The sequence below is a fragment of the Methylobacterium sp. E-046 genome, from assembly GCF_022829625.1.
Classification (GTDB): Bacteria; Pseudomonadota; Alphaproteobacteria; order Rhizobiales; family Beijerinckiaceae; genus Methylobacterium; species Methylobacterium longum.
On the sequence record NZ_JAKSYP010000238.1, the window covers coordinates 156,614 to 176,177 of the forward strand.

The 19,564-nt window shown below is 72.7% G+C and carries 23 protein-coding genes; 9 read left to right on the top strand and 14 right to left on the bottom strand.

Annotated features, from left to right (window positions below):
• Positions 1–5 precede the first annotated feature (5 nt).
• Positions 6–557: a sigma-70 family RNA polymerase sigma factor gene (locus tag MKK82_RS25545; RefSeq protein WP_238286923.1), complete on the top strand. Its 552-nt coding sequence runs from the start codon at positions 6–8 to the stop codon at positions 555–557.
• Positions 554–1,309 carry an anti-sigma factor domain-containing protein gene (locus MKK82_RS25550; protein ID WP_243987234.1) on the top strand — a complete coding sequence of 252 codons (756 nt, stop codon included), beginning with the start codon at positions 554–556 and terminating at the stop codon, positions 1,307–1,309. Before MKK82_RS25545 ends, MKK82_RS25550 begins: the two co-directional genes overlap by 4 nt.
• Before the next feature lie 102 nt (positions 1,310–1,411).
• Here MKK82_RS25550 and MKK82_RS25555 read toward each other — a convergent pair whose 3' ends face one another.
• Positions 1,412–1,963, bottom strand: a complete 552-nt coding sequence (locus tag MKK82_RS25555) for a fasciclin domain-containing protein (RefSeq protein WP_238286921.1) — start codon at positions 1,961–1,963, stop codon at positions 1,412–1,414.
• Between the two features lie 214 nt (positions 1,964–2,177).
• Here MKK82_RS25555 and MKK82_RS25560 point away from each other — a divergent pair, with 214 nt between their 5' ends.
• The gene (locus MKK82_RS25560) at positions 2,178–3,296 is read left to right on the top strand and encodes a carboxylate-amine ligase (RefSeq protein WP_238286920.1); all 1,119 of its coding nucleotides are present in this window, start codon (positions 2,178–2,180) and stop codon (positions 3,294–3,296) included.
• A 62-nt stretch (positions 3,297–3,358) separates the two neighbouring features.
• On the opposite strand, the gene der is transcribed toward MKK82_RS25560, so the two are convergent.
• The 3 genes from der to MKK82_RS25575 form a co-directional block, all read right to left on the bottom strand.
• Positions 3,359–4,711: a ribosome biogenesis GTPase Der gene (gene der, locus MKK82_RS25565; protein ID WP_243987235.1), complete on the bottom strand. Its 1,353-nt coding sequence runs from the start codon at positions 4,709–4,711 to the stop codon at positions 3,359–3,361.
• Between the two features lie 29 nt (positions 4,712–4,740).
• Entirely contained in the window at positions 4,741–5,451 is a 711-nt protein-coding gene (locus tag MKK82_RS25570) for a tetratricopeptide repeat protein (RefSeq protein ID WP_238286918.1), read from the bottom strand.
• A gap of 94 nt (positions 5,452–5,545) precedes the next feature.
• Entirely contained in the window at positions 5,546–6,154 is a 609-nt protein-coding gene (locus tag MKK82_RS25575) for an NnrU family protein (RefSeq protein ID WP_238286917.1), read from the bottom strand.
• A 293-nt stretch (positions 6,155–6,447) separates the two neighbouring features.
• Between MKK82_RS25575 and MKK82_RS25580 the strand changes: the two genes are divergently transcribed.
• A complete protein-coding gene (locus MKK82_RS25580) occupies positions 6,448–7,611 on the top strand; it encodes a hypothetical protein (protein WP_243987236.1) in 1,164 nt (387 codons plus the stop codon).
• 230 nt (positions 7,612–7,841) lie between these two features.
• Here the strand turns inward: MKK82_RS25580 and MKK82_RS25585 are convergent, their stop codons facing one another.
• Positions 7,842–8,063, bottom strand: coding sequence for a hypothetical protein (locus MKK82_RS25585; protein WP_238286915.1), 222 nt, complete (start codon positions 8,061–8,063; stop codon positions 7,842–7,844).
• Positions 8,064–8,185: 122 nt separating this feature from the next.
• Here MKK82_RS25585 and MKK82_RS25590 point away from each other — a divergent pair, with 122 nt between their 5' ends.
• The 3 genes from MKK82_RS25590 (at position 8,186) to MKK82_RS25600 (ending at position 9,794) form a co-directional block, all read left to right on the top strand.
• Complete coding sequence (locus tag MKK82_RS25590; RefSeq protein ID WP_238286914.1) at positions 8,186–8,509, top strand: hypothetical protein; 324 nt, start codon at positions 8,186–8,188, stop codon at positions 8,507–8,509.
• Between the two features lie 61 nt (positions 8,510–8,570).
• On the top strand, positions 8,571–8,831 hold the full coding sequence (locus tag MKK82_RS25595; RefSeq protein WP_238286913.1) for a hypothetical protein: 261 nt from the start codon (positions 8,571–8,573) through the stop codon (positions 8,829–8,831).
• Between the two features lie 204 nt (positions 8,832–9,035).
• A complete protein-coding gene (locus tag MKK82_RS25600) occupies positions 9,036–9,794 on the top strand; it encodes a lytic transglycosylase domain-containing protein (protein WP_238286912.1) in 759 nt (252 codons plus the stop codon).
• Positions 9,795–9,809: 15 nt separating this feature from the next.
• On the opposite strand, the gene MKK82_RS25605 is transcribed toward MKK82_RS25600, so the two are convergent.
• The 9 genes from MKK82_RS25605 to MKK82_RS25645 form a co-directional block, all read right to left on the bottom strand.
• Positions 9,810–10,478: an SOS response-associated peptidase gene (locus MKK82_RS25605; protein WP_238286911.1), complete on the bottom strand. Its 669-nt coding sequence runs from the start codon at positions 10,476–10,478 to the stop codon at positions 9,810–9,812.
• A gap of 181 nt (positions 10,479–10,659) precedes the next feature.
• Positions 10,660–11,832, bottom strand: coding sequence for a zinc-dependent alcohol dehydrogenase (locus MKK82_RS25610; RefSeq protein WP_238286910.1), 1,173 nt, complete (start codon positions 11,830–11,832; stop codon positions 10,660–10,662).
• Between the two features lie 260 nt (positions 11,833–12,092).
• The gene (locus MKK82_RS25615) at positions 12,093–13,373 is read right to left on the bottom strand and encodes a cytochrome P450 (protein WP_238287146.1); all 1,281 of its coding nucleotides are present in this window, start codon (positions 13,371–13,373) and stop codon (positions 12,093–12,095) included.
• A 40-nt stretch (positions 13,374–13,413) separates the two neighbouring features.
• Positions 13,414–14,739: an NAD(P)/FAD-dependent oxidoreductase gene (locus tag MKK82_RS25620; RefSeq protein WP_243987237.1), complete on the bottom strand. Its 1,326-nt coding sequence runs from the start codon at positions 14,737–14,739 to the stop codon at positions 13,414–13,416.
• Positions 14,736–14,984 (bottom strand): ferredoxin, encoded by a 249-nt coding sequence (locus MKK82_RS25625; protein WP_238286907.1) that lies wholly within the window; start codon positions 14,982–14,984, stop codon positions 14,736–14,738. Before MKK82_RS25625 ends, MKK82_RS25620 begins: the two co-directional genes overlap by 4 nt.
• Positions 14,984–16,312 carry a nucleotide disphospho-sugar-binding domain-containing protein gene (locus MKK82_RS25630; protein ID WP_243987238.1) on the bottom strand — a complete coding sequence of 443 codons (1,329 nt, stop codon included), beginning with the start codon at positions 16,310–16,312 and terminating at the stop codon, positions 14,984–14,986. Before MKK82_RS25630 ends, MKK82_RS25625 begins: the two co-directional genes overlap by 1 nt.
• Before the next feature lie 370 nt (positions 16,313–16,682).
• The gene (locus tag MKK82_RS25635) at positions 16,683–17,315 is read right to left on the bottom strand and encodes a TPM domain-containing protein (protein ID WP_238286904.1); all 633 of its coding nucleotides are present in this window, start codon (positions 17,313–17,315) and stop codon (positions 16,683–16,685) included.
• A complete protein-coding gene (locus MKK82_RS25640; RefSeq protein WP_409566837.1) occupies positions 17,305–18,135 on the bottom strand; it encodes a TPM domain-containing protein in 831 nt (276 codons plus the stop codon). Before MKK82_RS25640 ends, MKK82_RS25635 begins: the two co-directional genes overlap by 11 nt.
• Before the next feature lie 9 nt (positions 18,136–18,144).
• Positions 18,145–18,780: a LemA family protein gene (locus MKK82_RS25645; RefSeq protein WP_373323313.1), complete on the bottom strand. Its 636-nt coding sequence runs from the start codon at positions 18,778–18,780 to the stop codon at positions 18,145–18,147.
• Between the two features lie 201 nt (positions 18,781–18,981).
• Between MKK82_RS25645 and MKK82_RS25650 the strand changes: the two genes are divergently transcribed.
• Positions 18,982–19,356 carry a hypothetical protein gene (locus MKK82_RS25650; protein ID WP_238286902.1) on the top strand — a complete coding sequence of 125 codons (375 nt, stop codon included), beginning with the start codon at positions 18,982–18,984 and terminating at the stop codon, positions 19,354–19,356.
• A 37-nt stretch (positions 19,357–19,393) separates the two neighbouring features.
• A partial coding sequence (locus tag MKK82_RS25655; protein WP_243987242.1) for a LysR family transcriptional regulator occupies positions 19,394–19,564 on the top strand: 171 nt, incomplete at its 3' end.

Consider the following 19,564-nt stretch of genomic DNA (forward strand, 5'->3'; position numbering starts at 1 on the left):
AGGCCTTGGGGAGCGCGCAACGCGAAGCGGATCTCGCACGGCTGATCGAGGGTGTCGCCCGGGGGGAGCGCGCCGCACTCCAGGCTCTCTACGATGCGACCGCCCCGAAACTTCTCGGGATCATCCTCCGTATCCTGAAGGACCGAGCCGCCGCCGAGGACACGCTGCAGGAGGTGTTCGTGCGCATCTGGCAGCGGTCCGGCAGCTATGATCCCCTGGCCGGCGCACCCCTTCCCTGGCTCATCGCGATCGCTCGCCACCGGGCGATCGACCGCCTGCGACAGGACAGGTCCGCCCGCCTGACGCAGGCCGAGGACGGCTGGTTCGAGCGCTTGGCCGACACGAGCGACGGGGAGGCCGATCTCGCCCGGCGCGATGCCCTGGCCCAGTGCCTCGATCAGGTCGCCATGCCCCAGCGCGATTGCCTCGTCCTCGCCTATTGCGAGGGCTGGTCCCGCGAGGAACTCGCCACGCGTTTCGATCGGCCCGTGAACACGATCAAGACCTGGCTCCGCCGGGGTCTGCTCAGCCTGCGCACCTGCCTGGAGACCCCATGAGCGGATCCGGCATCCCGCCCGACTGGCAGGACGATCCCGACCTCGCGGCGGGCGAGTATGTCCTCGGCACTCTGTCGCCGGACGAACGCGCCGCCTTCGCGGAGGCGCTGGAGGCGCGGGCGGATCTGCGCAGCGCGGTCGCGGCCTGGGAGGCGCGGCTGGCACCCCTCGCCGCCACGATACCGGCCGTCGCGCCCGATCCCGCGCTCTGGACAGCCATCGCGGCCAGGATCCGTCCGGCCGCCGGAGCGGCCGTCGACGCCGATGCCGTCCCCGCCCATCCCGTCGCCGCCGGCGACCGGATCGTCCGCCTGGAGCGCAGGGTCCGGCGCTGGCGGATGACCGCGGCGACCGCGGCGGCCCTCGCGGCGGGCCTCGCGCTCTGGATCGCCGCCGGGGGCACCGCGGCGCTCCGGGAGCCGCCCCACTATCTGGCCGTCGTCGACCGGGGTGGGACGCTCCCGGCCCTCATCGTGCGCGTCGATCTGCGGGCGGGCGTCGTGCAGGTGCGCAGCCTCGCGGCCGAGACGCCGCCCGAGCGGAGCCTCGAGCTCTGGTACATCGACGCGGGGGCGGCCCCGCAATCCCTCGGCCTCGTCCCGGGCGAAACGGCGCGTCTGCCGATCCCGGCAGCCCTGCGCACCCGCACCGGGACCGCGACCTTCGCGGTCACGGTCGAGCCGAAAGGCGGGGCGCCGGACGGAAAGCCGACCGGCCCGGCCATCTATTCGGGCCGCCTGATCCGCGATTAAACCTGCGATTGAGCGGCGGTGCCGAACCGCCGATGCCCCCTCCGGCTTGGCCGGAGGGGGCGGGGACCTCACGGGGCGGAGGACGGGCCGCCCCGGATCGCGTCAGGGCAGCAGCACGCCGTTGATCACGTGGATCACGCCGTTCGACTGCATGACGTTGGCGGTCGTCACCAGCGCGGTGTTACCTTTGGCGTCGGTGACCATGACCTTCTTGCCCCGGGTCGTGACCGTGAGCGGCTCGCCCTGAACGGTCTTCAGCTCGGCCTGGCCGCCGCCCTGGCGGGCCGCCGCCATCAGATCCTTGGCCGTGTAGACACCCGGCACCACGTGATAGGTCAGGATGCTGGTGAGCTGCGCCTTGTTCTGCGGCTGGACCAGCGTCTCGACCGTGCCCGGCGGCAGCTTGGCGAAGGCGGCGTTCGTCGGCGCGAACACCGTGAAGGGACCGGGTCCCGACAGGGTGTCCACGAGGCCGGCGGCCTTCACGGCGGCCACCAGGGTGGTGTGATCCTTCGAGTTGACCGCGTTCTCGACGATGGTCTTGCTGGCGTACATCGGCGCGCCGCCCACCATCGGGTTCTTGGCGAGGGCGGGGGTCGCAACCGCGGCGGCGAGACCGAGGCCGAAGGCGAGACGACGAAGCGTTCTGGACATGTTGGCTCCCGTACAGAGCACCCGAATGGGCGTCGCAGGCCTCTACGGGGATGGCGGGCCGGGAAGTTTCAGGGTCCGTGACGGAATCCCGGGCCGGATGCGGGATCGTCCGGGGCGATCCCGGTTTCGGACCGATGCGAGAGGAAGCGGCCGCGACCCGTCGAAACCCCATGCGCGGTCCCTATGTCGTAGCGGTCAGTGCCCGGAGAGCAGGATGAGCGCCCACAGCTACCGTTTCGGCATCGAGGAGGAGTATTTCCTCGCCGATGCCGAGACCCGCGGCACGCCGCGCGGCGACCTCGCCGCCTTCCATGCCCGCGTGGAGGCGGAGCTGCCCGAGACCGGGCGCGAGCTGGTCGCCGCGCAGGTCGAGGTCTGCACGCCGCCGCTCACCGACGCCCAGGCTGCCCGGTCGAATCTCGGCGGCCAGCGGGCGCGGCTCGCCGGGATCGCCGCCGACCACGGCCTGAGCCTGCTGGCCTGCGGCACCCATCCCCTGGCGCGCTGGGCCCGCCAGACCGCCACCGACGGCGCGCGCTACCAGGGCATCCTGTCGGATGTCGGCATCGCGGCCCGGCGGGCGCTGATCTGCGGGATGCACGTCCACGTCGAGGTGCCGGACCCGGAGGCCCGCGTCGACCTGATGAACCGGTTGCTGCCGTTCCAGCCGCTGCTGCTCGCCCTCTCGGCCTCCTCGCCGTTCTGGCAGGGCGAGGCGACCGGCCTGAGGGCCTACCGGCTCAGCGTCTTCGGTGAACTGCCCCGCACCGGCCTGCCGGAGATCTTCGCCGACGCCGCCGCCCACGCGCGGTTCGTCGACATCATGACCCGCTCGGGCGCGATCGCGGATGCGAGCTTCCTGTGGTGGTCGCTGCGGCCGTCGATCAAGTTCCCGACGCTGGAGCTGCGCATCGCCGATGCCTGCACGCGGCTCGACGATTCCCTGTGCATCGCCGCCCTGTTCCGCTGCCTCGTGCGCCTGTGCGTGCGCCGGCCGGACCTCCATGCCGGCCTCGACGGCGTCTCGCGGGCGCTGGCCTCGGAGAACCTGTGGCGGACCCAGCACAGCGGCGTGCAGGCGACGCTGATCGACGAGGCGCGGGGCGCGGCGGTGCCGTTCCCCGAGGTGCTGGAGGCGGTGCTCGCCCTGGTGGCGGAGGACGCGGACGCCCTCGGCTGCGCCGCCGAGGTGGGCCGTGCCCGGAGGATCGTCGCCGAGGGCACGAGCGCGGACGGGCAAATCGGCGCGTACGAGGCGGCGCTTGCCGACGGCCGAGACGAGCGCGCCGCGCTGGCGGCGGCGGTGGACTGGATCGCCGCGGCGGCGCGGTAGGGCAGGTCCCGCCCGGCCTCGCTCGGGCCGGCTGGACGCTGCCACCGTCGGGCGGAGGCCGCTCAGCCCTTGTCGAACGGGTTCTGCGAGGTCCGGAGCGACAGCCGGATCGGCGTGCCCGGCAGCTCGAACGCCTCGCGCAGGCCGTTCACGAGGTAGCGGGTGTAGGATTTCGGCAGGGCGTTGAGCTGGTTGCCGAACAGCGCGAAGTGCGGCGGGCGGCTCTTCACCTGCGTGGCGTAGCGGATCTTGATCCGCCGGCCCGATACCGCCGGAGGCGGGTTGCGGGAGGTCGCCTCGCTCAGCCAGTCGTTGATGCGCGAGGTCGAGATCCGGGTATCCCAGACCTCGGCGGCCTGCACCACCGCCTGCATCAGCTTGTCGACGCCGTCGCCGGCCAGCCCCGAGAGCGGCACCACGGCGACGCCGCGCACCTGCGGCAGCAGCCGGGTGCAATCCTCGCGCAGCTGCTTGAGCAGGCCGGGCTGGTCGGCCACCAGATCCCACTTGTTGAGGCCGATCACCAGGGCGCGGCCCTCGCTCTCGACGAGGTCGACGATGGTGAGATCCTGCTTCTCGAACGGGATCGTGGCGTCGAGGAGCACCACCACCACCTCGGCGAAGCGCACAGCGCGCAACCCGTCGGAGACCGCGAGCTTCTCCAGCTTGTCGTCGATCCGGGCGCGGCGGCGCATGCCGGCGGTGTCGTGCAGCTTGATGCGGCGCCCGCGCCACTTCCAGTCGAGGGAGATGGAATCGCGGGTGATGCCGGCCTCGGGGCCGACGAGCAGCCGGTCCTCGCCGAGCATCCGGTTGATCAGCGTCGACTTGCCGGCATTCGGGCGGCCCACGATGGCGACCTTCAGGGCGCGACCGCCGGGGGCGTCCGCGTCCTCCTCCTCGTCGTCGTCCTCGCGCGGGGGCAGCGCGCCCTTGAGCGCCTCGTGCAGCTCGCCCAGGCCCTCGCCGTGTTCGGCGGAGAACGGGATCGGGTCGCCGAGCCCGAGGGTGAAGGCCTCGTAGGCTCCGGCGAGGCCGGCGCCGCCCTCGGCCTTGTTGGCGATCAGGATCACCGGGCTGCCGGCGCGGCGCACCAGCTCGGCGAAGGGCTGGTCGGCCGGCAGCACGCCGGCGCGGGCGTCGATCACGAACAGCACCACGTCGGCGGCGAGGATCGCGGCCTCGGTCTGCATCCGCATCCGGCCCGTGAGGGTCTGGGCGTCCGCCTCTTCGAGCCCGGCGGTGTCGATCACCCGGAACTGGAGGCCGCCGAAGGTCACGTCGCCCTCGCGCCGGTCGCGGGTGACGCCCGGGCGGTCGTCGACCAGCGCGAGCTTCTTGCCCACGAGGCGGTTGAACAGGGTCGACTTGCCGACGTTCGGCCGTCCGACGATCGCGACGGTCGGCATGTCCATGGTCGTTCTCTAAGCGGTTCGTGCGGGGATCAACGCGTGATCGGTGGGGGCGGGGCCGCGGCCTCGGTCTTGGCCTCGGTCACCGTGACGGGGCCGCCCGCGACGATCGCGGCGTAGACCTCGATGCGCTCGCGCAGGTTCCGCGGGGTTTCGGGATCGGCCACGATCTGATCGAACCAGCGGCCGGCATCCTCGAAGTCGCCCTTCTTCAGGGCGGCGAGGCCCAGCATCTCGCGGGCGGTGTGGCGGAACGGCGTTCCGGCGGCCAGGCCCTGGAGGTTGGCGAGGGCCGGATCGGGGTTGGGGCCGTCGAGGCGCAGCAGCGCGGCGCGCAGCCGTGCGAGGTCGCGCAGGCCGTCGCCCAGGCCGGAATCGTCGGCGAGCGTGTCGAAGTCCTTGGCACCGGCCGCCGCGTCGCGCTTGCCGGCCTCGGCCGCCGCGCGGAACCGGGCCAGCAGGCGGTAGCCCGCCGGGCCCTGCGCCTCGAGGGCGTCGAAGGCCTTGTCGGCCTCCGCGGCCTTGCCGTCCTTGGCGAGGCGGTTGGCGTCGTCGAACTGCACCGAGGCCGTCTCGGCCGCCACGCGCTGCTGGTTCTGCCAGTAGCGCCAGCCCGCGACGCCCGCCACCAGCAGCACGGCCAGCGCGATGATCACGCCGCTGTAGCGCTTCCAGATCTGGAGGATCCGGTCGCGCCGGTAATCCTCGTCGACCTCGCGAAGGAACTCGTTGTTCTCGGCCATCGTATCCCGGCGCGCCTGGGTCGGCGGGCCACCTCGTACCTCGGTTGAGCCCCGCGCCTAACACACGGGCGCCGGGTTGGCGACAGGCGGCGTCTCAGCTGACGCCCGGCCAGACCGGGACGCCGATCACCGGGTAGTGCAGGTAGCGGGCGAAGACGAACCATGCGGCCGTGCCGATCACGACCGCCAGGATGTCGTTGCGCCAGCCCTGGGGCGCCACCGCGGGGCCGCCGTGCTGGGCCGCCACCGCGCCTGCGGGCAGCGCCCGGCGCTTGGCGCTGATCCGGGCCGAGACCGCCCAGGCCAGGAAGCCGCCGAACAGCAGCATCGAGCCCAGATCGCCGTTGGCCAGGAGGTGCGCGGTCGCCCAGATCTTCACGGCCAGCAGCATCGGGTGCTTGGCCTTGGCGCGGATATGACCCGGCAGGTAGGCGGCGGCGAGGCTGACGAAGGCCAGCCAGACGAGCGTCAGGGCGAGGTGGCGCGTCCAGACCGGCGGGTCCCAGACCGGGATGTAGCCGTTGAGCCGGTAATCGTGGAAGCCGACGCCGATCAGAACCAGCCCCAGCAGCGACAGGGCCGTGTAGCCGAGCTTGTAGCGGCCCTCGCCGATCCGACCGACGATCTCGGCGCGCCGGGTGCGGGCCATCGAGAAGGCGTGCGTGCCGAGGAACAGCACGAGCCCGAGGATCAGGAGCAGCATGGGGGACTTTCGGTCGGGCCGCCGGGCGGCAAGCACTCTGTAAGAATTCTCAAGCGAATCTCGCCCCGTTTGTCCAGGCGTGGCCGGGACGCAGCCGGATGGCGGCCATGGACTGGGCGGACTGGATCTTCCGGAGATGGCACGCGCCGCTGTCGCCCCCAGCCGGGGGGCACGGTGTTTACGCATGTCCGTTGGCCCGTGCGGAGCGAGCGGCTCCGCGCGGCTCTCTCCCCCCGCGGCAGGGGAAGCCCTCCGCCGCTGAGGGGGGAGGGCGGGCATCGCGCCTCGATCGCGTGGCTCGGTGGCTGGCGCCAGCCCTCCTTCTGGCCCTCCCGGCCCGAGCCGCGCCCGATCCGCCGCTCTCCGCCCTGACCCTGGTCGGGCCGCCCACCCTCATCTTCAAGGCGGGCCGCGACGCCTGCGACGGAGCCGATGTCCCGGACGCGTCCGCGCGCGCCTTCCGGGACGCCTCCGGGGCGGTGGCGCTCTACGGCATGCATTACCGCAACCGGGCGCTGCGCGGCCCGGATCTCGGCCATCTCAAGCTCGACTGCACGGTGGTGCTCGAGTCCGGTGAGAAATCCGATCCGGCGGCCTACGACGACCGCTCCTGGATCACCGCCACCTGGACCGAGGACGGTGTCCGCGTGGCCGCGCTCCTCCACCACGAGTACCAGGCCAACGAGCATCCAGGCCGCTGCAAGGCGGGGACCTACATGGCCTGCTGGTACAACACGATCACGGCCGCCGCCTCCGTGGACGGGGGGCGCAGCTTCACGCGCAAGACCCCGCCCGCCGTGGTGGCCGCGGCCCCGTTCCGGCAGGAGGTCGACCAGGGCCATCACCGGGGTTTCTTCAACCCCTCCAACATCGTGGCGGACGGGCGCTGGCGGTACTTCCTCGCCTCGACCACGGGCTGGACCCGCCCCGGCAGCGATCAGGAGGCGGGACTCTGCCTGTTCCGCAGCGACGATCCCGCCGACCCGACCCGCTGGCGCGCCTGGACCGGCACGGGCTTCACAGCAGCCTTCCCGGACCCCTATCTCGCCACCCGCGCGAGCCCGGCCACCTGCCGGCCGGTCGGACCGTTCCCGGGGCCTGTCGGGGCCGTGGTCCGCCACCGCGGCTCGGGGGCCTGGATCGCCGTGTTCATGGCCAAGGCCGGCGAGGGCTTCGCCGAATCCGGCTTCTACTGGACGTCCTCCCGCGACCTGATCACCTGGGACACTCCGCGCCTGCTGGTCGCAGGTGCCACGCTCTACGACGATCCCTGCACCGCCAGGAGCCCGCTCATCGCCTACCCGTCGCTCCTCGATCCGGACGCGACGGGGCGCAACTTCGACGATGTCGGCGACGCGGCGCTCCTGACCTACGCGAGCCTGCGCGTCGAGGGCTGCACGATCACCTCGGATCGCGACCTGTTCCGCCGCCCGGTGGCGCTGCGCGTCTGGCCCTGACCCCGGCGCGTGCCGAGCTGTCGGGCGACGCCGATGCGAGCCGGTGCGGCAACGCGCCGGCCTTCGTCGCCGTGCCCCACCGCGGGCCCCGGTGCTCCCGGCCCGGCGCCGCGACCGCGGCCCGCCCCGCCTCTCGGCCGCATGCCGGCCGGCCGGACGCCGGGGGCCACGACCGCCGACGCCGACCGCCCGCGGCGCTCTCGATCGACCAACGAAAGGCCGCGGATCGCCTAAGGATTCGCTTTGCCGGCTGACGGCCAGAACGGGGCGCCGGCCTCGGCGGAGCCCGAGGGCAGGCCGATTCGCTGACACAGCACGGTGCCGAGGGTCAGGCTCAGCATCAGCGCGGTGGTCGAGAGCAGCACCGTGGTCACCCGGGCGTAGGCGCGCCCGGCGTAGATCAGCACGCAGCCGACGGTGAAGATCGTGAAGGCCGGTAGAAGGTGCTGCATGATCGGCGTCCTTTCGGGTTGCGGACGCCTGGTCCGGACAGGGCTGGATCGTCCGCCCGCGGCGTGAAAACGCGGTTAACGTGGGGTATAGGGAGGCGGGGGCGAGTCGCGAGGGAGCCCACATGCGTGCATCGAGGATTCCGGCGGCGGACGGCGCGATGCCGACCGAGCCGGTGGCGCTCCGCGGCGCGAGGACCCTCGGGGCGGGCCCTGTCGGGGCCGGGGCCATGGGAGCCGGGGCCATGGGAGCGGGGGCCATGGGAGCGGGGGCTGTGGGAGCCTTGGCGCTCGGGGTCGCTGCCCTGGGCGCGGTGGCCGTGGGTGCCTTCGCGATCGGCCGCCTCTCGGTGGGCCGCGCGCGGGTGGGATCGCTGGCGGTGGGGGCGCTGGAGATCGACACGCTCACGGTGCGAAGCCTGCGCGTGCCCCGGCAGGACCGCCCGTAGCCGCGCCCCGTGGCGGAGCCGCCACCCGACGCAGCGGAGAGGAACGCGAGGACAGGTTGCGATGACCGGCTCGAAACCGCCCTTCCGTGCCACCGACGCGGTGGATGTCCTGGGCGAGACCGAGGGCGACTTCGTCCTCCCGCTCTGCCTGCCGCAGCCCAGCCTGCTGGTCGGCGAGGACCTCGCGGTCGTGGTGCTCGATACGATCCACGGCCAGCGCGTCGGCCTGCCCCTCTCGCCGCAGGGCGTCACCGATCTGCATGCGGTGCTGGGCGAGGCCCTGCGGCTGCTCCAAGCACGGGACGGCGGCCCGGTTCAGTGACGGAGACGGGCTCGCGGAACCCATCCGGTACACGGCCCCGCCCGATCCCCGCGCCCCGTCCTGCGCCGAGGCGGAGCGCCCGAGGGCCGCGCGCCCCGTGCCACCGGAGGCGCCGGGGGCGAGGCAGGGTTCCTCCGGGGGCCGCTAAGGCTTCGTTGAGAGGCCGGGCTTACCCTTGCCGCTGCCCTTCCCGCGTGGCGGCCGATGCGCGTTCCTTGTCTCCTCCTGCTGCCGCTGGCCCTTGCCGGTCCCGCGCAGGCCCGGCCCGCGACCTTTCTGGCGGTGCACGCCCTCGGCTTGGCGGCCCTGCCGCCGGTCCCGCCGGCCGCCGCGCCGATGCCGGTGACCGATGCGCGCGCCCGCTTCCTGCCGCTGATCGCCCGCGCGGCGACGGGCACCGGTCTGCCGATCGCCGTGGCCGACGCCGTCGCCCGGATCGAGAGCGGCTACGATCCCGCCGTCGTGGGCAGCGTCGGCGAAGTCGGGCTGATGCAGGTCCGGCCCAGCACTGCGGCGATGCTGGGCTTCCGTGGCACGGTCGCGGAACTGGCGGCGCCGGAGGTCAACGTCCGCTACGGCGTGCGCTACCTCACCGAGGCCTGGCGCCGGGCCGACGGCGACCTGTGCCGCGCCCTGATGAAGTATCGCGCCGGCCACGGTTCGGAGGTGATGTCGCCCCTGTCGCAGCTCTACTGCGCCCGCGCGCAGGCGATCCTGGCCGATCCCGAGCTCCGGTCGGCCCCGGGATCCCGGTCCGGGCCGGTTCGGCTCGCCGCCAGAGCCTCGGTTCCGGCGCATCGGGAGCCTGCACCCGCCGCTCCGGCGGCTCCGCGCTCGTTCTGGGAGGCGCACCGCGCCCGGATCGCCCGGCTCAACGCCGCCGTCGTGACGCGTTGGCGGGCCCGCGGCTGGGGCGCTGACCAGGCGCCCGCCGCACCCGCGGCGGATCCGGCCGGCGGCTGACGGGGCCCGGGCGGCTCAATCCCCGGCGCGTCCGTCCGGTTCGTCCGACCGCGCGCCGCGGGCCACTTCGAGCATCTCGAAATCCGGCAGCGGACGCTGCAGGCGGAGGGCCTCCGCGGTGGGGGCTTCCAGCCAGGTGGCCCATTCCTCCGGATTGGTGAGCAGCACCGGCATCGCCTTGGGATGGACCGATCCGACGATACCGTTCGCCTCCGTGGTCAGGAAGGAGAACAGCCGGTGCTCCTCGGCGAGCCGGTCCGGGTTCTCACGCTTCGTCCCCCGCACTCCCGTCCACGGCCGCCAGATCCCCGCGAAGGCGAAGAGCGGCCTGTCCGCGGCCAGGGCGAACCAGACCGGGGTCTTGCGCGGCTTGGTGTCGGCGTACTCGCTGAAGGCGGTAACCGGCACGAGGCAGCGATGGGCGACACCGAGCCACGGGCGCCAGTGCGGGCTCGCGACGTTGCGCACGTTGGTGACCGGATGCTCGCCGAACGCCTTCGGACCCGGCATGCCCCAGCGCATCATGGCGAGGTCGCGCCCCGCCGCCCCGCTCGTCACCACGGGCGCCATCTGGTCGGGAAATATAGCCGGCAACAATGGAAGGTTACCGGTGTGATCCTGCGCGATCCCGAAGGCGGCGCGCAGGTCGGCCGGGCCGGTCCGCAGGCTGTAGAGATTGCACATGGCGTATCCCGCCGGTCCGGCCACGACCGGACTCGAGCGTCTGAGATCACACGGCCGAACTCCCCCGCCGTTCTCGACGCGGAACCGCGATCCGTCAACGCCGCGACCGCGCGTTCACCCCGATGCCGGCCCCGGGGCAAGGCCCCGAGGCGCCCTTACGTCCGGCGGCCCGATCTCCGGCTCAGAGGTGGAACACCACCTTCACGCAGCCATCCATCTTGTCGCGGAAGGCCTTGTAGAGATCCGGTCCCTCCGCGAGATCCTTGGAGCGGTGGGTGATCAGGGACGTCATGTCGATCTTGCCCTCCTGGATCAGCTTGGTCAGCGTCTCGAGGTACCGCTTCACGTGGGTCTGGCCGCTCTTGAGGGTCAGGCCCTTCTGGACGATCGAGCCCATGTTGACCGGGATCGGCCCGCCATAGACCCCCGGCACCGAGACGATCCCGCAGGGCCGCACCGCCTTGATGGCCTCCGCCAGGGCGTAGGGCCGCTCCGTCGCGGTGAGCTTTTCCTGAACGGTGGAGAGCAGGCCGGTGAGGCCGCCGTGGCCGGCGCTGGCTTCCATACCGACGCAGTCGATCACGCCGTCGGCGCCCTGGCCCTTGGTGATCTCCTTGATGCGCTCGAACACGTCCTCGTTCATGAAGTCGATGACGTCGGTGGCGCCCGCCTTCTTGGCCAGGGCGATGCGCTCGGGCACCGTCTCGACGGCGATGATGCGCTCGGCGCCCATGATCCGGGCCGACTGGATGGCGAAGATGCCGACCGGGCCCGCCCCCCAGACTGCGATGGTCTCGCCGCCCTGGATCTCGCAATGCTCCGCGCCCTGCCAGCCGGTGGGCAGGATGTCGGTGAGGAACAGGACCGATTCGTCGTCCATGCCGTCCGGCACCTTCATGGGCGCCACGTCGGCCATGGGGACGCGGACATACTCGGCCTGGCCGCCCGCGTAGCCGCCGGTGAGGTGCGAGTAGCCGAACAGCCCGGCCGTGGGATAGCCGAACTGCGCGGCCGCCATCTCGGCGTTGCGGTTCGAGCGCTCGCAGACCGAGAAATTGCCGAGTTTGCACTGCCGGCACGCGCCGCAATTGATGTTGAACGGGACGACGATCCGGTCGCCCTTCTTGAACTTGGTGAAGCCCTGCCCGACCTCCACGACCTCGCCCATGAACTCGTGGCCGAGGACGTCACCGCTCTCCATGGTGGGCATCAGGCCGTCCATCAGGTGGAGATCCGAGCCGCAGATCGCGCAACTCGTCACCTTGATGATCACGTCGCGGGCATCCTCGATGACGGGATCCGGGACGGTGTCGCAGCGGATGTCGTTGCGGCCGTGCCAGCACAATGCCTTCATGGCGAGGATCTCCGAATGTCAGCAGGCCGTGGCCGGTTTCGGCCACCTCCGAGGACAAGCGCGCGGCGATATGGCCAAGTTCCGGCGGTGCGGCATCCGTTCGCGCCCGGGTGGCCGGGTCTCGGCCGCGCGATGTCGGCGATCCGCCCTCCGCCGCGCCGGGGCCGCCGGCCAAGGGTTTACAAATGTTTCACGTGAAACACCGGCCTTCACCGATGCTTAACCGGTGACGCCCGCCGCGCCCGCCCGCGAGGTGCCGGTCAGGCGACGGCGTCGATGGCGATCCGGAGTTCCTCGGGCCCGCGAAGCGAGGCCCCGGACCGGTACGGCGGATCGCGCATCAGCCTCGGGGCCACGAGGCGTCGGCTCAGCGCCACCAGCGCGATCTCCGCCTCGATCCGGGCGAGGGGAGCGCCCACGCAGTAATGCAGGCCGCCGCCGAAGCCGAAATGCTCGATGTCCGGGCGATCGGGGTCGAAGCGGTCCGGTGCCGCGAACCGCGCCGGATCGCGGTTCGCTGAGGCGAACAGCAGGACGACCGCCGCGCCCTTCGGGATCGTCTCGCCGGCGACGGTGATGGCGCCGAGGGCCTTCCGGGTCCGGAAATGCACCGGCGGCTCGTAGCGCAGCACCTCCTCGATCAGCCGCGGGGCCCGTTCGGGATCGGCCCGCAGGCGCTCCAGCTCCTGCGGGTGCCGGAGGAGGGTCAGCATCGCGTTGGTGATGAGATTGACCGTGGTCTCATGGCCGGCGACCAGCAGAAGGATCGCGGTGGAGATCAGGTCGAAGTCGCTCATCCGCTTCTTGCCGCCCGGCCCCGGGGCGGCGAGCCCGCTGAGCATGTCGTCGGCCGGGTGGCGGCGTTTCTCGGCGATGAGCGCACGCATGTAATCGGAGATCGCGTCGAAGGCCGCCACGGTGTGGCGACGGGCCTCGACATCGCGGCGCGCGTCGGGCTCCAGCGCGGTGGCGAGCTGCGTCGCCCAGGACTGGAACCGCGGCTCGTCGGATTCCGGCACGCCGAGCAGCTCGCAGATCACCGAGACGGGCAGGGGATAGGACAAGTCACCCACGAGGCAGATCTCGCGGCGCCCGCGGCACGCGTCGAGGAGCGTGTCCACCTCCCGGGCCACGCGGTCGCGCAATCCCTGCACCCGCGGGATGGTGAACTCGCCCATCACGGCGGCTCGCAGGACGTCGTGGTCCGGCGGATCGCGGAAGATCAGCGGCCGATGGGCCGTGGCGATGCGGCTGCGGATCGGGTTGATGATCCAGTCGCGCAGGGGGTTGCCGGTCCGCGGCCGCTTGAACGGCGGCAGATCCTCCGAGCTGAGGCGCGGATCGAAGATCAGGGCCCGGATCGCGGCCTGGGTGCTGACGACGTAGCTGCCGTCGCGCTGGCGCGAGACCGGGCGCTCCCGCAGCCGGGCGTAGAGCGGGTAGGGATCGGCCCGGTTGGCCGGGTCCGTCACGGCGGCGAAGAGCAGGTCGTCGGGGACAGGCCCGGTGTCGGGGATAGGCCCGGTGTCGGAGACGGGCATGGCGGCGTGGAACGCCGTGCCGGCGGGGAGGAGGGTGTCGTCAGCCATGCGCGACCTCGGCGGGCTGCGCCGCCGGAGCGGCGGCGCGCGGCGGCGGGAAACCGGGTGCGGCGGTCTCGATCCGGGGCTGGTCGGCGGCGCCCAGGATCGGCGGAACCGGATCGCCGGCCCGGATCGCCTCCGCGTAGGCCGGCAGCCAGCGCGCCTGATCGAACGACAGGGCCGCGATGCTGCGCCCGGCTTGACCGTAGACGGCGAGGAACCGACGCGAGGCCCGCGTGCCCTGCACGACCGAGATCGAGTCCGCGCCCGCAGTCAGGCCGACGAGCTTGATGTTGATTCCGAACTGGCTCGACCAGAAGGCCGGCAGATGCTCGTAGGGCCGCTGGTCATCGGCCTGGGCCAGCATGTTGCGGGCGGCGTGCGCGGCCTGCTCGACGGCGTTGCTCCAGTGCTCCACCGAGACAAGCCGTCCGCCGTAGAGCCGGATGGGCCAGCGGGCGACATCGCCCGCCACGTAGATGTCGGGGCAGGCCGCGCCGGCCGCCGTGCGGGCCCGGCAGGCCGCGTCGCAGGTCACGCCGCCGGGATCCGCCATCAGCCCGGCACCGTCGAGCCATCCGGTGGCCCGCATCGCGCCGAGGGCCGCGATGACGAGATCAGCCTCGATCGCGCTGCCATCCGCCAGCCGGGCGCGGACGACGCGGCCCGACGCGTCGCCCTCGAAGGCGCGCACCATCGTGCCGGGGCGGAACTCCGCGCCGGACGCGCGCAGGCACGCGGCGATCACGCTGCCCACGAAGGTCCCCAGGGTCTTGGCCAGGGGCGTCGGGTTCGGGTCCACGAGGGTCACGGGCAGGCCGAGGTCGCGCAGGCAGGACGCCGCCTCGCAGCCGATCAAGCCGCCGCCGACGATCAGCACCCGGCGCGGGCCGGCCACCAGGGCGGCGCGCAGGGAAGTGGCATCGTCGCGGCCCCGGAGCGTGTGGATGCCGGACAATCCACCCCCGGCCGCGGCCGGCCAGGGCCGGGCCTCGGCGCCGGTGGCGAGGAGAAGCCTGTCGTAGGCCAGCACCGAACCATCGGAGAGCCGGATCGTGCGGGCCGCCCGGTCGAGCGCCACCGCGGCGCTCCCGAGGCGCCACCGGGCCCGCAGGGCGGTGAGTTCCGGCAGGCGGGTCGCCCCGGGCTCCAATTCCCCGGCCAGGACATGCTTGGACAGCGGCGGCCGGTCATAGGGGCGGTAGGGCTCCGCCCCGACGAGGGTCAGCGGGCCGCCGTAACCGCCCCGCCGCAGCGCCTCGGCCCCCCGCAGGCCCGCCAGCGATGCGCCGACGACGACGATGCCGGCTGGCTCAGGGGTCACGGCACGTCTCCCTCATCCGCGCCGGCCTGGATGCGGATGGCGCGGACCGGACAGGCCTGGACCGCCCGCTCGATCGCGCCGCGCTGCCCGGCCAGCGGCGCGGGATTGTAGAACAGGATCTCGTGTCCGCGTAGCACGAAGGCATCGGGCGCCGCGTAGCAGCACTGCGCGTAGCCCTGGCACAGGTTGAGATCGACGACGACGCGCAGGGGCGCCTCGTCGTCCGCGGGATCGGGATGGGCCATCACGCCGATCTCCTCAGCGGCACGGCCAGGCCCGCGCCGACGCCGCGAACCGGACCGGCGGCGCCGAGATCGTCGATCGCCGTCATGATCCCAGACAGGGCGTCCCGGGTGGCGAAGGACGCCTGAAGCGCTCCGGCGCGCCGCCGGAAACCGGGCTCATCGAGCACCCGCGTCACTGCGGTTCGGAGTTGGTCCACGCTGGGCGCGTTGGTGGCGAGGTTGAGGCCGGCGCCGGACCAGTCGATGCGCGCGTTCACCTCCGCCTTGTCCTCGGTGAGGCCGGCCGAGACGATGGGCACGCCGGCGGCGAGGGCCTGCGAGACGCTGCCGTAGCCGCCGTTGGTCACCAGCACGCTCACCCGCGGCAGCAGCTCGCGGAACGGCAGGAACTCGGAGACGCGAGTGTTGGAGGGGATCGGTCCGCGCAGGGCCGCGGTGGGGCGCCCGCCGGTGGTGGCCAGGACGAGGAGGTCGTCCCGGTCGGCCAGGGCGGCGAGCGTCGGCTCCACCAGCTCGCCGAAATCCGCGTTGGCGAGGGTACCCTGCGTCGCCAGGACCACCGGCCTTCCGGCCGCGTTCGCTGCCTCCAGTTCGGGCCACCATTCCGGCAGCGGCGCCGGCGGCGCGGGCGGCTGTAGCAGCCCGATGAAGCGGACACCCGGGGGCAGCGCACCGTAATCGTACTCGAAGCCCGGCACGGTGGACTGCAGGAACAGATCCGGCAGGACGACGATGGAATGGGGGAGGGAGGCCGGCAAGGGCGGCAGGCCCAGCCGGGCGAGCTGGCCGTCCGTGTAGGCGCGCACCGGATTGGCGAAGGCCGCGTCCATGCCGGCCTTCAGCGCCGCATAGCGGACGCGCTCGGCCTGATCCCGCGCGGGCGGCAGGCCGAGGCCGACGGGGGCGTGATCGGGACGCTCCAGGAACAGGAAGCTGACGTTGACCGTCACGATCGGCGGGCGCGGGGCCGTATCGAGCAGCAGCGGCAGTACGCCGAGGAACATGCTGCCGGCCACGATCACGTCCGGCGCCTCGTCGGCGATCAGCCGCCGGAGCGTCTCGGCCTGAACGGGCATCGGGTCGATGAAGCGCCGCTCGAACTCGCGCCGGTAGCGCTCGGGGCCGGCGGGCAGCTCGGTCTCGCGATACGCGGCGGACCCGTTGTCGGGGTAGCCGGTGAAGCGCAAGCCGGCGGCCTCCACCTTCGGGCGGAACGCCGGGTCGCTCAGCATCAGGACGGTGTCGCCACGCGCGGCGGCGGCCCGGCCGATGGCGAGCATCGGGTTCACGTGGCCGGTGAGCGGGGTCGCAGCGATCAGGATCTTCATGTCGGGCTCCTCGGGCGAGGCCAGCGGGGCCGGCCTTGCTCCACGTCTTCGTCGCGTCTTCGTCACGGCGGCGCTCCGCGCCTTGGGCGCTGCAGCATGCCGATCTTAACGAGAAATCGCGTCCACGCCGACATAGTTACGGGCGCTGCGGCACTTCGTGCGGCGGCGCACAATGAGCTCCCTCCGCGGGCCTTCGGCGCGGCGGGCCGCGCCGGCTTCGAGCGGCGGAGCCGGTTCCATCCGTCCCTGAGGCGGGACGATCCGGGACGTCCGGCCGATCACCCCGGTGCGCCGTCCGCGCGAGCGGGGCGAAGCCGAACGGCGGCGCATCACCGACCAAGGTCGCGCTGGCCGGGATCGCAACCGCGCTTCAATCGACCACGATCACCCGGTTCGGCAACTCGTCCGGATCGTCGGCGTCGGCCGGGAGGTGTTCGGCCAGGCGGGCGCCGACCCGCTCGATCGCCACCGTGAGCCCGGCCTCGGTCGCGCCGCGGCCGAGCGCCTGTACAAGGTCGGCCAGAACTGCGCTCCAGGGATCCCCCGGGATGCGCCCCAGCACGCCCAGATCGGTGACAATCTCGGCGTGCCGCTCGGCGAGCGAGAGGTAGAGCAGCACGCCGGTGCGGCCGCGCGTCCGGCTCAGGCCGCGGGAGCAGAAGGCGCGGCGGGCGGCCTCCCGGGCGCGGGCGCGGCGGAGGGGGCGTGGCACCAGGGCGAGCCGCAGGGGCTGCTGCTGGCTCGCCAGGAGGAGCGCGGCCACGAGGGCGGCCTGCGCGAGCAGGATCGAGGCCGCGCTCCACGCCGTCAGCGCGATCAGCGGCCAGGGCAGGATCAGCGCGGCGACCAGCGCCGCCAGCAGCACCACCGACCGGTAGGCTCCCGCCTGCCGGCACACCATCACGACGATCTCGCCGGACGTACCGGCCTCGGCCCGCGCCACCGCTTGGGCGAGGCGCGCCTGCGCCTCGGGTGTCAGCACCTCCCCGCGCCTACCAGTCACCCGAGGCTCCTCCGCCGCCCGACGAGCCGCCCCCGCCCGAGAAACCGCCGCCGAAGCCCCCCGACGATCCGCCGTCCGAGAAGCCGCCACCCCATCCGCCGGAACCGGGACCCGGCAGGATCACGATACCGCCGCGACGGCCGAGGCCACCCCGGCCGCCCCGCCGGCCGCCACCCGCGCTGCCGCCGGTCCGGTTCATGCGCCAGGCGACGAACAGCACGATCAGGAACAGGCCGATGAACAGCGCCACCTGCGCGGGATCGACCTCGTCGGTGCGGACCTGCGGCTTGCGCTGCCACTCCTGCGCGTCCCCCGCGAGGATCGACAGGATGCCGTCGACGCCGGCATCGAGCCCGCCGAAATAGTCGCCGGTCTTGAAGCGCGGCGTGATGGCGCCCGCGATGATCACCCGGGAGAGTGCGTCGGTCAGCGCCCCTTCGAGCCCGTAGCCGACTTCGATCCGGACCTTCCGTTCGCTCGGCGCCACGAGGAGGAGCACGCCGTTGTTGGTCTTGGCCTGCCCGATCTTCCAGTCGCGGAACAGGCGGTTGGCGTAATCCTCGACGCTCGTGTCCTGGAGGTTCGGGACGGTCGCCACCACCACCTGATCGGAGGTCTTGTCCTCGTACGCCTTCAGCTTGGCTTCGAGCGTGCCGCGCTGGTCGGGTGTCAGGATCCCGGCCGCGTCGACGACGCGGCCGGTGAGCTTCGGAAAGCTCAGCTCCGCCGCCCGCGCGCCGACCGCGTAGACCGCCAGGCAGGCCGCGATGACGGCGAGCGCCAGGGCGAGCCGCACCGGCCCGGGGATGCTCCGGCCCACGGGCCGAACCTAGAACTTCACGTTCGGCGGCCGGTCGGCGTTCGGCGTCGCCGTGAAGGTCTCCATGGGCTTGGCGTCGGGGTAGAGGACGGCCGCGATCCAGCGGCCCGGGATGGTCCGCACCTCGGTGTTGTAGGCCTGGACGGCGGTGATGTAGTCGCGCCGCGCCACCGCGATCCGGTTCTCGGTGCCTTCGAGCTGGGATTGCAGGGCCAGGAAGTTCTGGTTCGACTTGAGATCCGGATATTTCTCCACCGTCACCAGCAGACGCCCAAGGGCGCCCGAAAGCTGGTTCTGAGCGTCCTGATACTCCTTGAATTTCTGCGGGTCGCTCACCGTCGAGGCGTCGACCTTCACGCTGGACGCCTTGGCCCGCGCCTCGGTGACGCCGATCAGCACGTCCTTCTCCTGCTGGGCGTAGCCCTTCACGGTCTCGACCAGGTTGGGGATCAGGTCGGCCCGGCGCTGGTACTGGTTCTGCACCTCGCTCCAGGAGGATTTCGCCTGCTCCTGCAGGGTCGGCACTTGGTTGATCGCTCCGCAGCCCGAGAGCCCGGTCGCTGCCAGGATCAGCGTGAGCATGCCGAGGAGGCGCGCCGCCCCGGAGGTCCGGCGCAGGCCGCCGGCATTCAGCATCGCGATCATGTCGTGGCCCCTATCGCCCGGGTCACGCCCGGTGCATCGATCACAGAACCGAGAGATAGGTCCCGGAACGCTCAAGGTTAAGGCCTCCCCGGGTCTCGCCTCGAACCGGCGGTGCATCCGTCGATCGGGGGCAACGGGTCGGATGTATCCGCGTTCGACACGGAGCGTGCGGATGTGCGGAGATCCGGAATGGATGCAGGGATGGATGCAGAGCTCGCCGACCACGTCAGGGCTGCCGCGGCGGCGGCGCGGCGCCACGCGCTGGCCTTCCGGGCGCCCTCCGGCAAGGATGCGCTGCCCTGGTCGGTCATCGAGGCCTACGATGCCAAGATCCGCGGCCATGTCGAGCGCGACCCGCGCCTCGAGGACGAGCGCGACCGGGTCCTCATCGCCGCCGTGAAGCTCGCCGAGACGCCGGTCGAGGAGGGGGAGGACACCATCGCGGCGGCGCGCACCCACCTCGTCGACGCGATCGACGGCCTGGAGCGGGCGGTGATGCGCTTCGGCTTGGTCAATCGCCAGGGTGCGAAGCTCGGCCACGGGACCTACCGCCAGCCGGTCGGGGCCCGGGACTGAGCGGCGGCCGCGTCCCGACCGCGAAGAGGAAGACCGGATGCCCGCAGAACTGCCGGCCGCCGCGACCCTGAGCCGCCTGGACCTCAAGACGCTGCGCCTGTTCGCGGCGATCTGCGAGGAGGGCACACTCAACGGCGCGGCGAGACGGGCCGCGATCGCCCCCTCGGCGGTGAGCAAGCGGCTCGCCGAGCTGGAGCACGCGCTGGGC

Excerpts from the sequence above, each read along its gene's own strand:
- MKK82_RS25605 (WP_238286911.1), bottom strand. The coding sequence starts at position 10,478 with ATGTGCAATCTCTACAGCCTGCGGACCGGCCCGGCCGACCTGCGCGCC.
- MKK82_RS25550 (WP_243987234.1), top strand. The coding sequence starts at position 554 with ATGAGCGGATCCGGCATCCCGCCCGACTGGCAGGACGATCCCGACCTC.
- MKK82_RS25600 (WP_238286912.1), top strand. The coding sequence starts at position 9,036 with ATGCGCGTTCCTTGTCTCCTCCTGCTGCCGCTGGCCCTTGCCGGTCCC.
- der (WP_243987235.1), bottom strand. The coding sequence starts at position 4,711 with ATGGACATGCCGACCGTCGCGATCGTCGGACGGCCGAACGTCGGCAAG.
- MKK82_RS25575 (WP_238286917.1), bottom strand. The coding sequence starts at position 6,154 with ATGCTGCTCCTGATCCTCGGGCTCGTGCTGTTCCTCGGCACGCACGCC.
- MKK82_RS25570 (WP_238286918.1), bottom strand. The coding sequence starts at position 5,451 with ATGGCCGAGAACAACGAGTTCCTTCGCGAGGTCGACGAGGATTACCGG.
- MKK82_RS25615 (WP_238287146.1), bottom strand. The coding sequence starts at position 13,373 with ATGCCCGTCTCCGACACCGGGCCTATCCCCGACACCGGGCCTGTCCCC.
- MKK82_RS25645 (WP_373323313.1), bottom strand. The coding sequence starts at position 18,780 with ATGATCGCGATGCTGAATGCCGGCGGCCTGCGCCGGACCTCCGGGGCG.
- MKK82_RS25560 (WP_238286920.1), top strand. The coding sequence starts at position 2,178 with ATGAGCGCCCACAGCTACCGTTTCGGCATCGAGGAGGAGTATTTCCTC.
- MKK82_RS25630 (WP_243987238.1), bottom strand. The coding sequence starts at position 16,312 with ATGAAGATCCTGATCGCTGCGACCCCGCTCACCGGCCACGTGAACCCG.
- MKK82_RS25590 (WP_238286914.1), top strand. The coding sequence starts at position 8,186 with ATGCGTGCATCGAGGATTCCGGCGGCGGACGGCGCGATGCCGACCGAG.
- MKK82_RS25650 (WP_238286902.1), top strand. The coding sequence starts at position 18,982 with ATGGATGCAGAGCTCGCCGACCACGTCAGGGCTGCCGCGGCGGCGGCG.
- MKK82_RS25595 (WP_238286913.1), top strand. The coding sequence starts at position 8,571 with ATGACCGGCTCGAAACCGCCCTTCCGTGCCACCGACGCGGTGGATGTC.
- MKK82_RS25585 (WP_238286915.1), bottom strand. The coding sequence starts at position 8,063 with ATGCAGCACCTTCTACCGGCCTTCACGATCTTCACCGTCGGCTGCGTG.
- MKK82_RS25555 (WP_238286921.1), bottom strand. The coding sequence starts at position 1,963 with ATGTCCAGAACGCTTCGTCGTCTCGCCTTCGGCCTCGGTCTCGCCGCC.
- MKK82_RS25625 (WP_238286907.1), bottom strand. The coding sequence starts at position 14,984 with ATGGCCCATCCCGATCCCGCGGACGACGAGGCGCCCCTGCGCGTCGTC.
- MKK82_RS25610 (WP_238286910.1), bottom strand. The coding sequence starts at position 11,832 with ATGAAGGCATTGTGCTGGCACGGCCGCAACGACATCCGCTGCGACACC.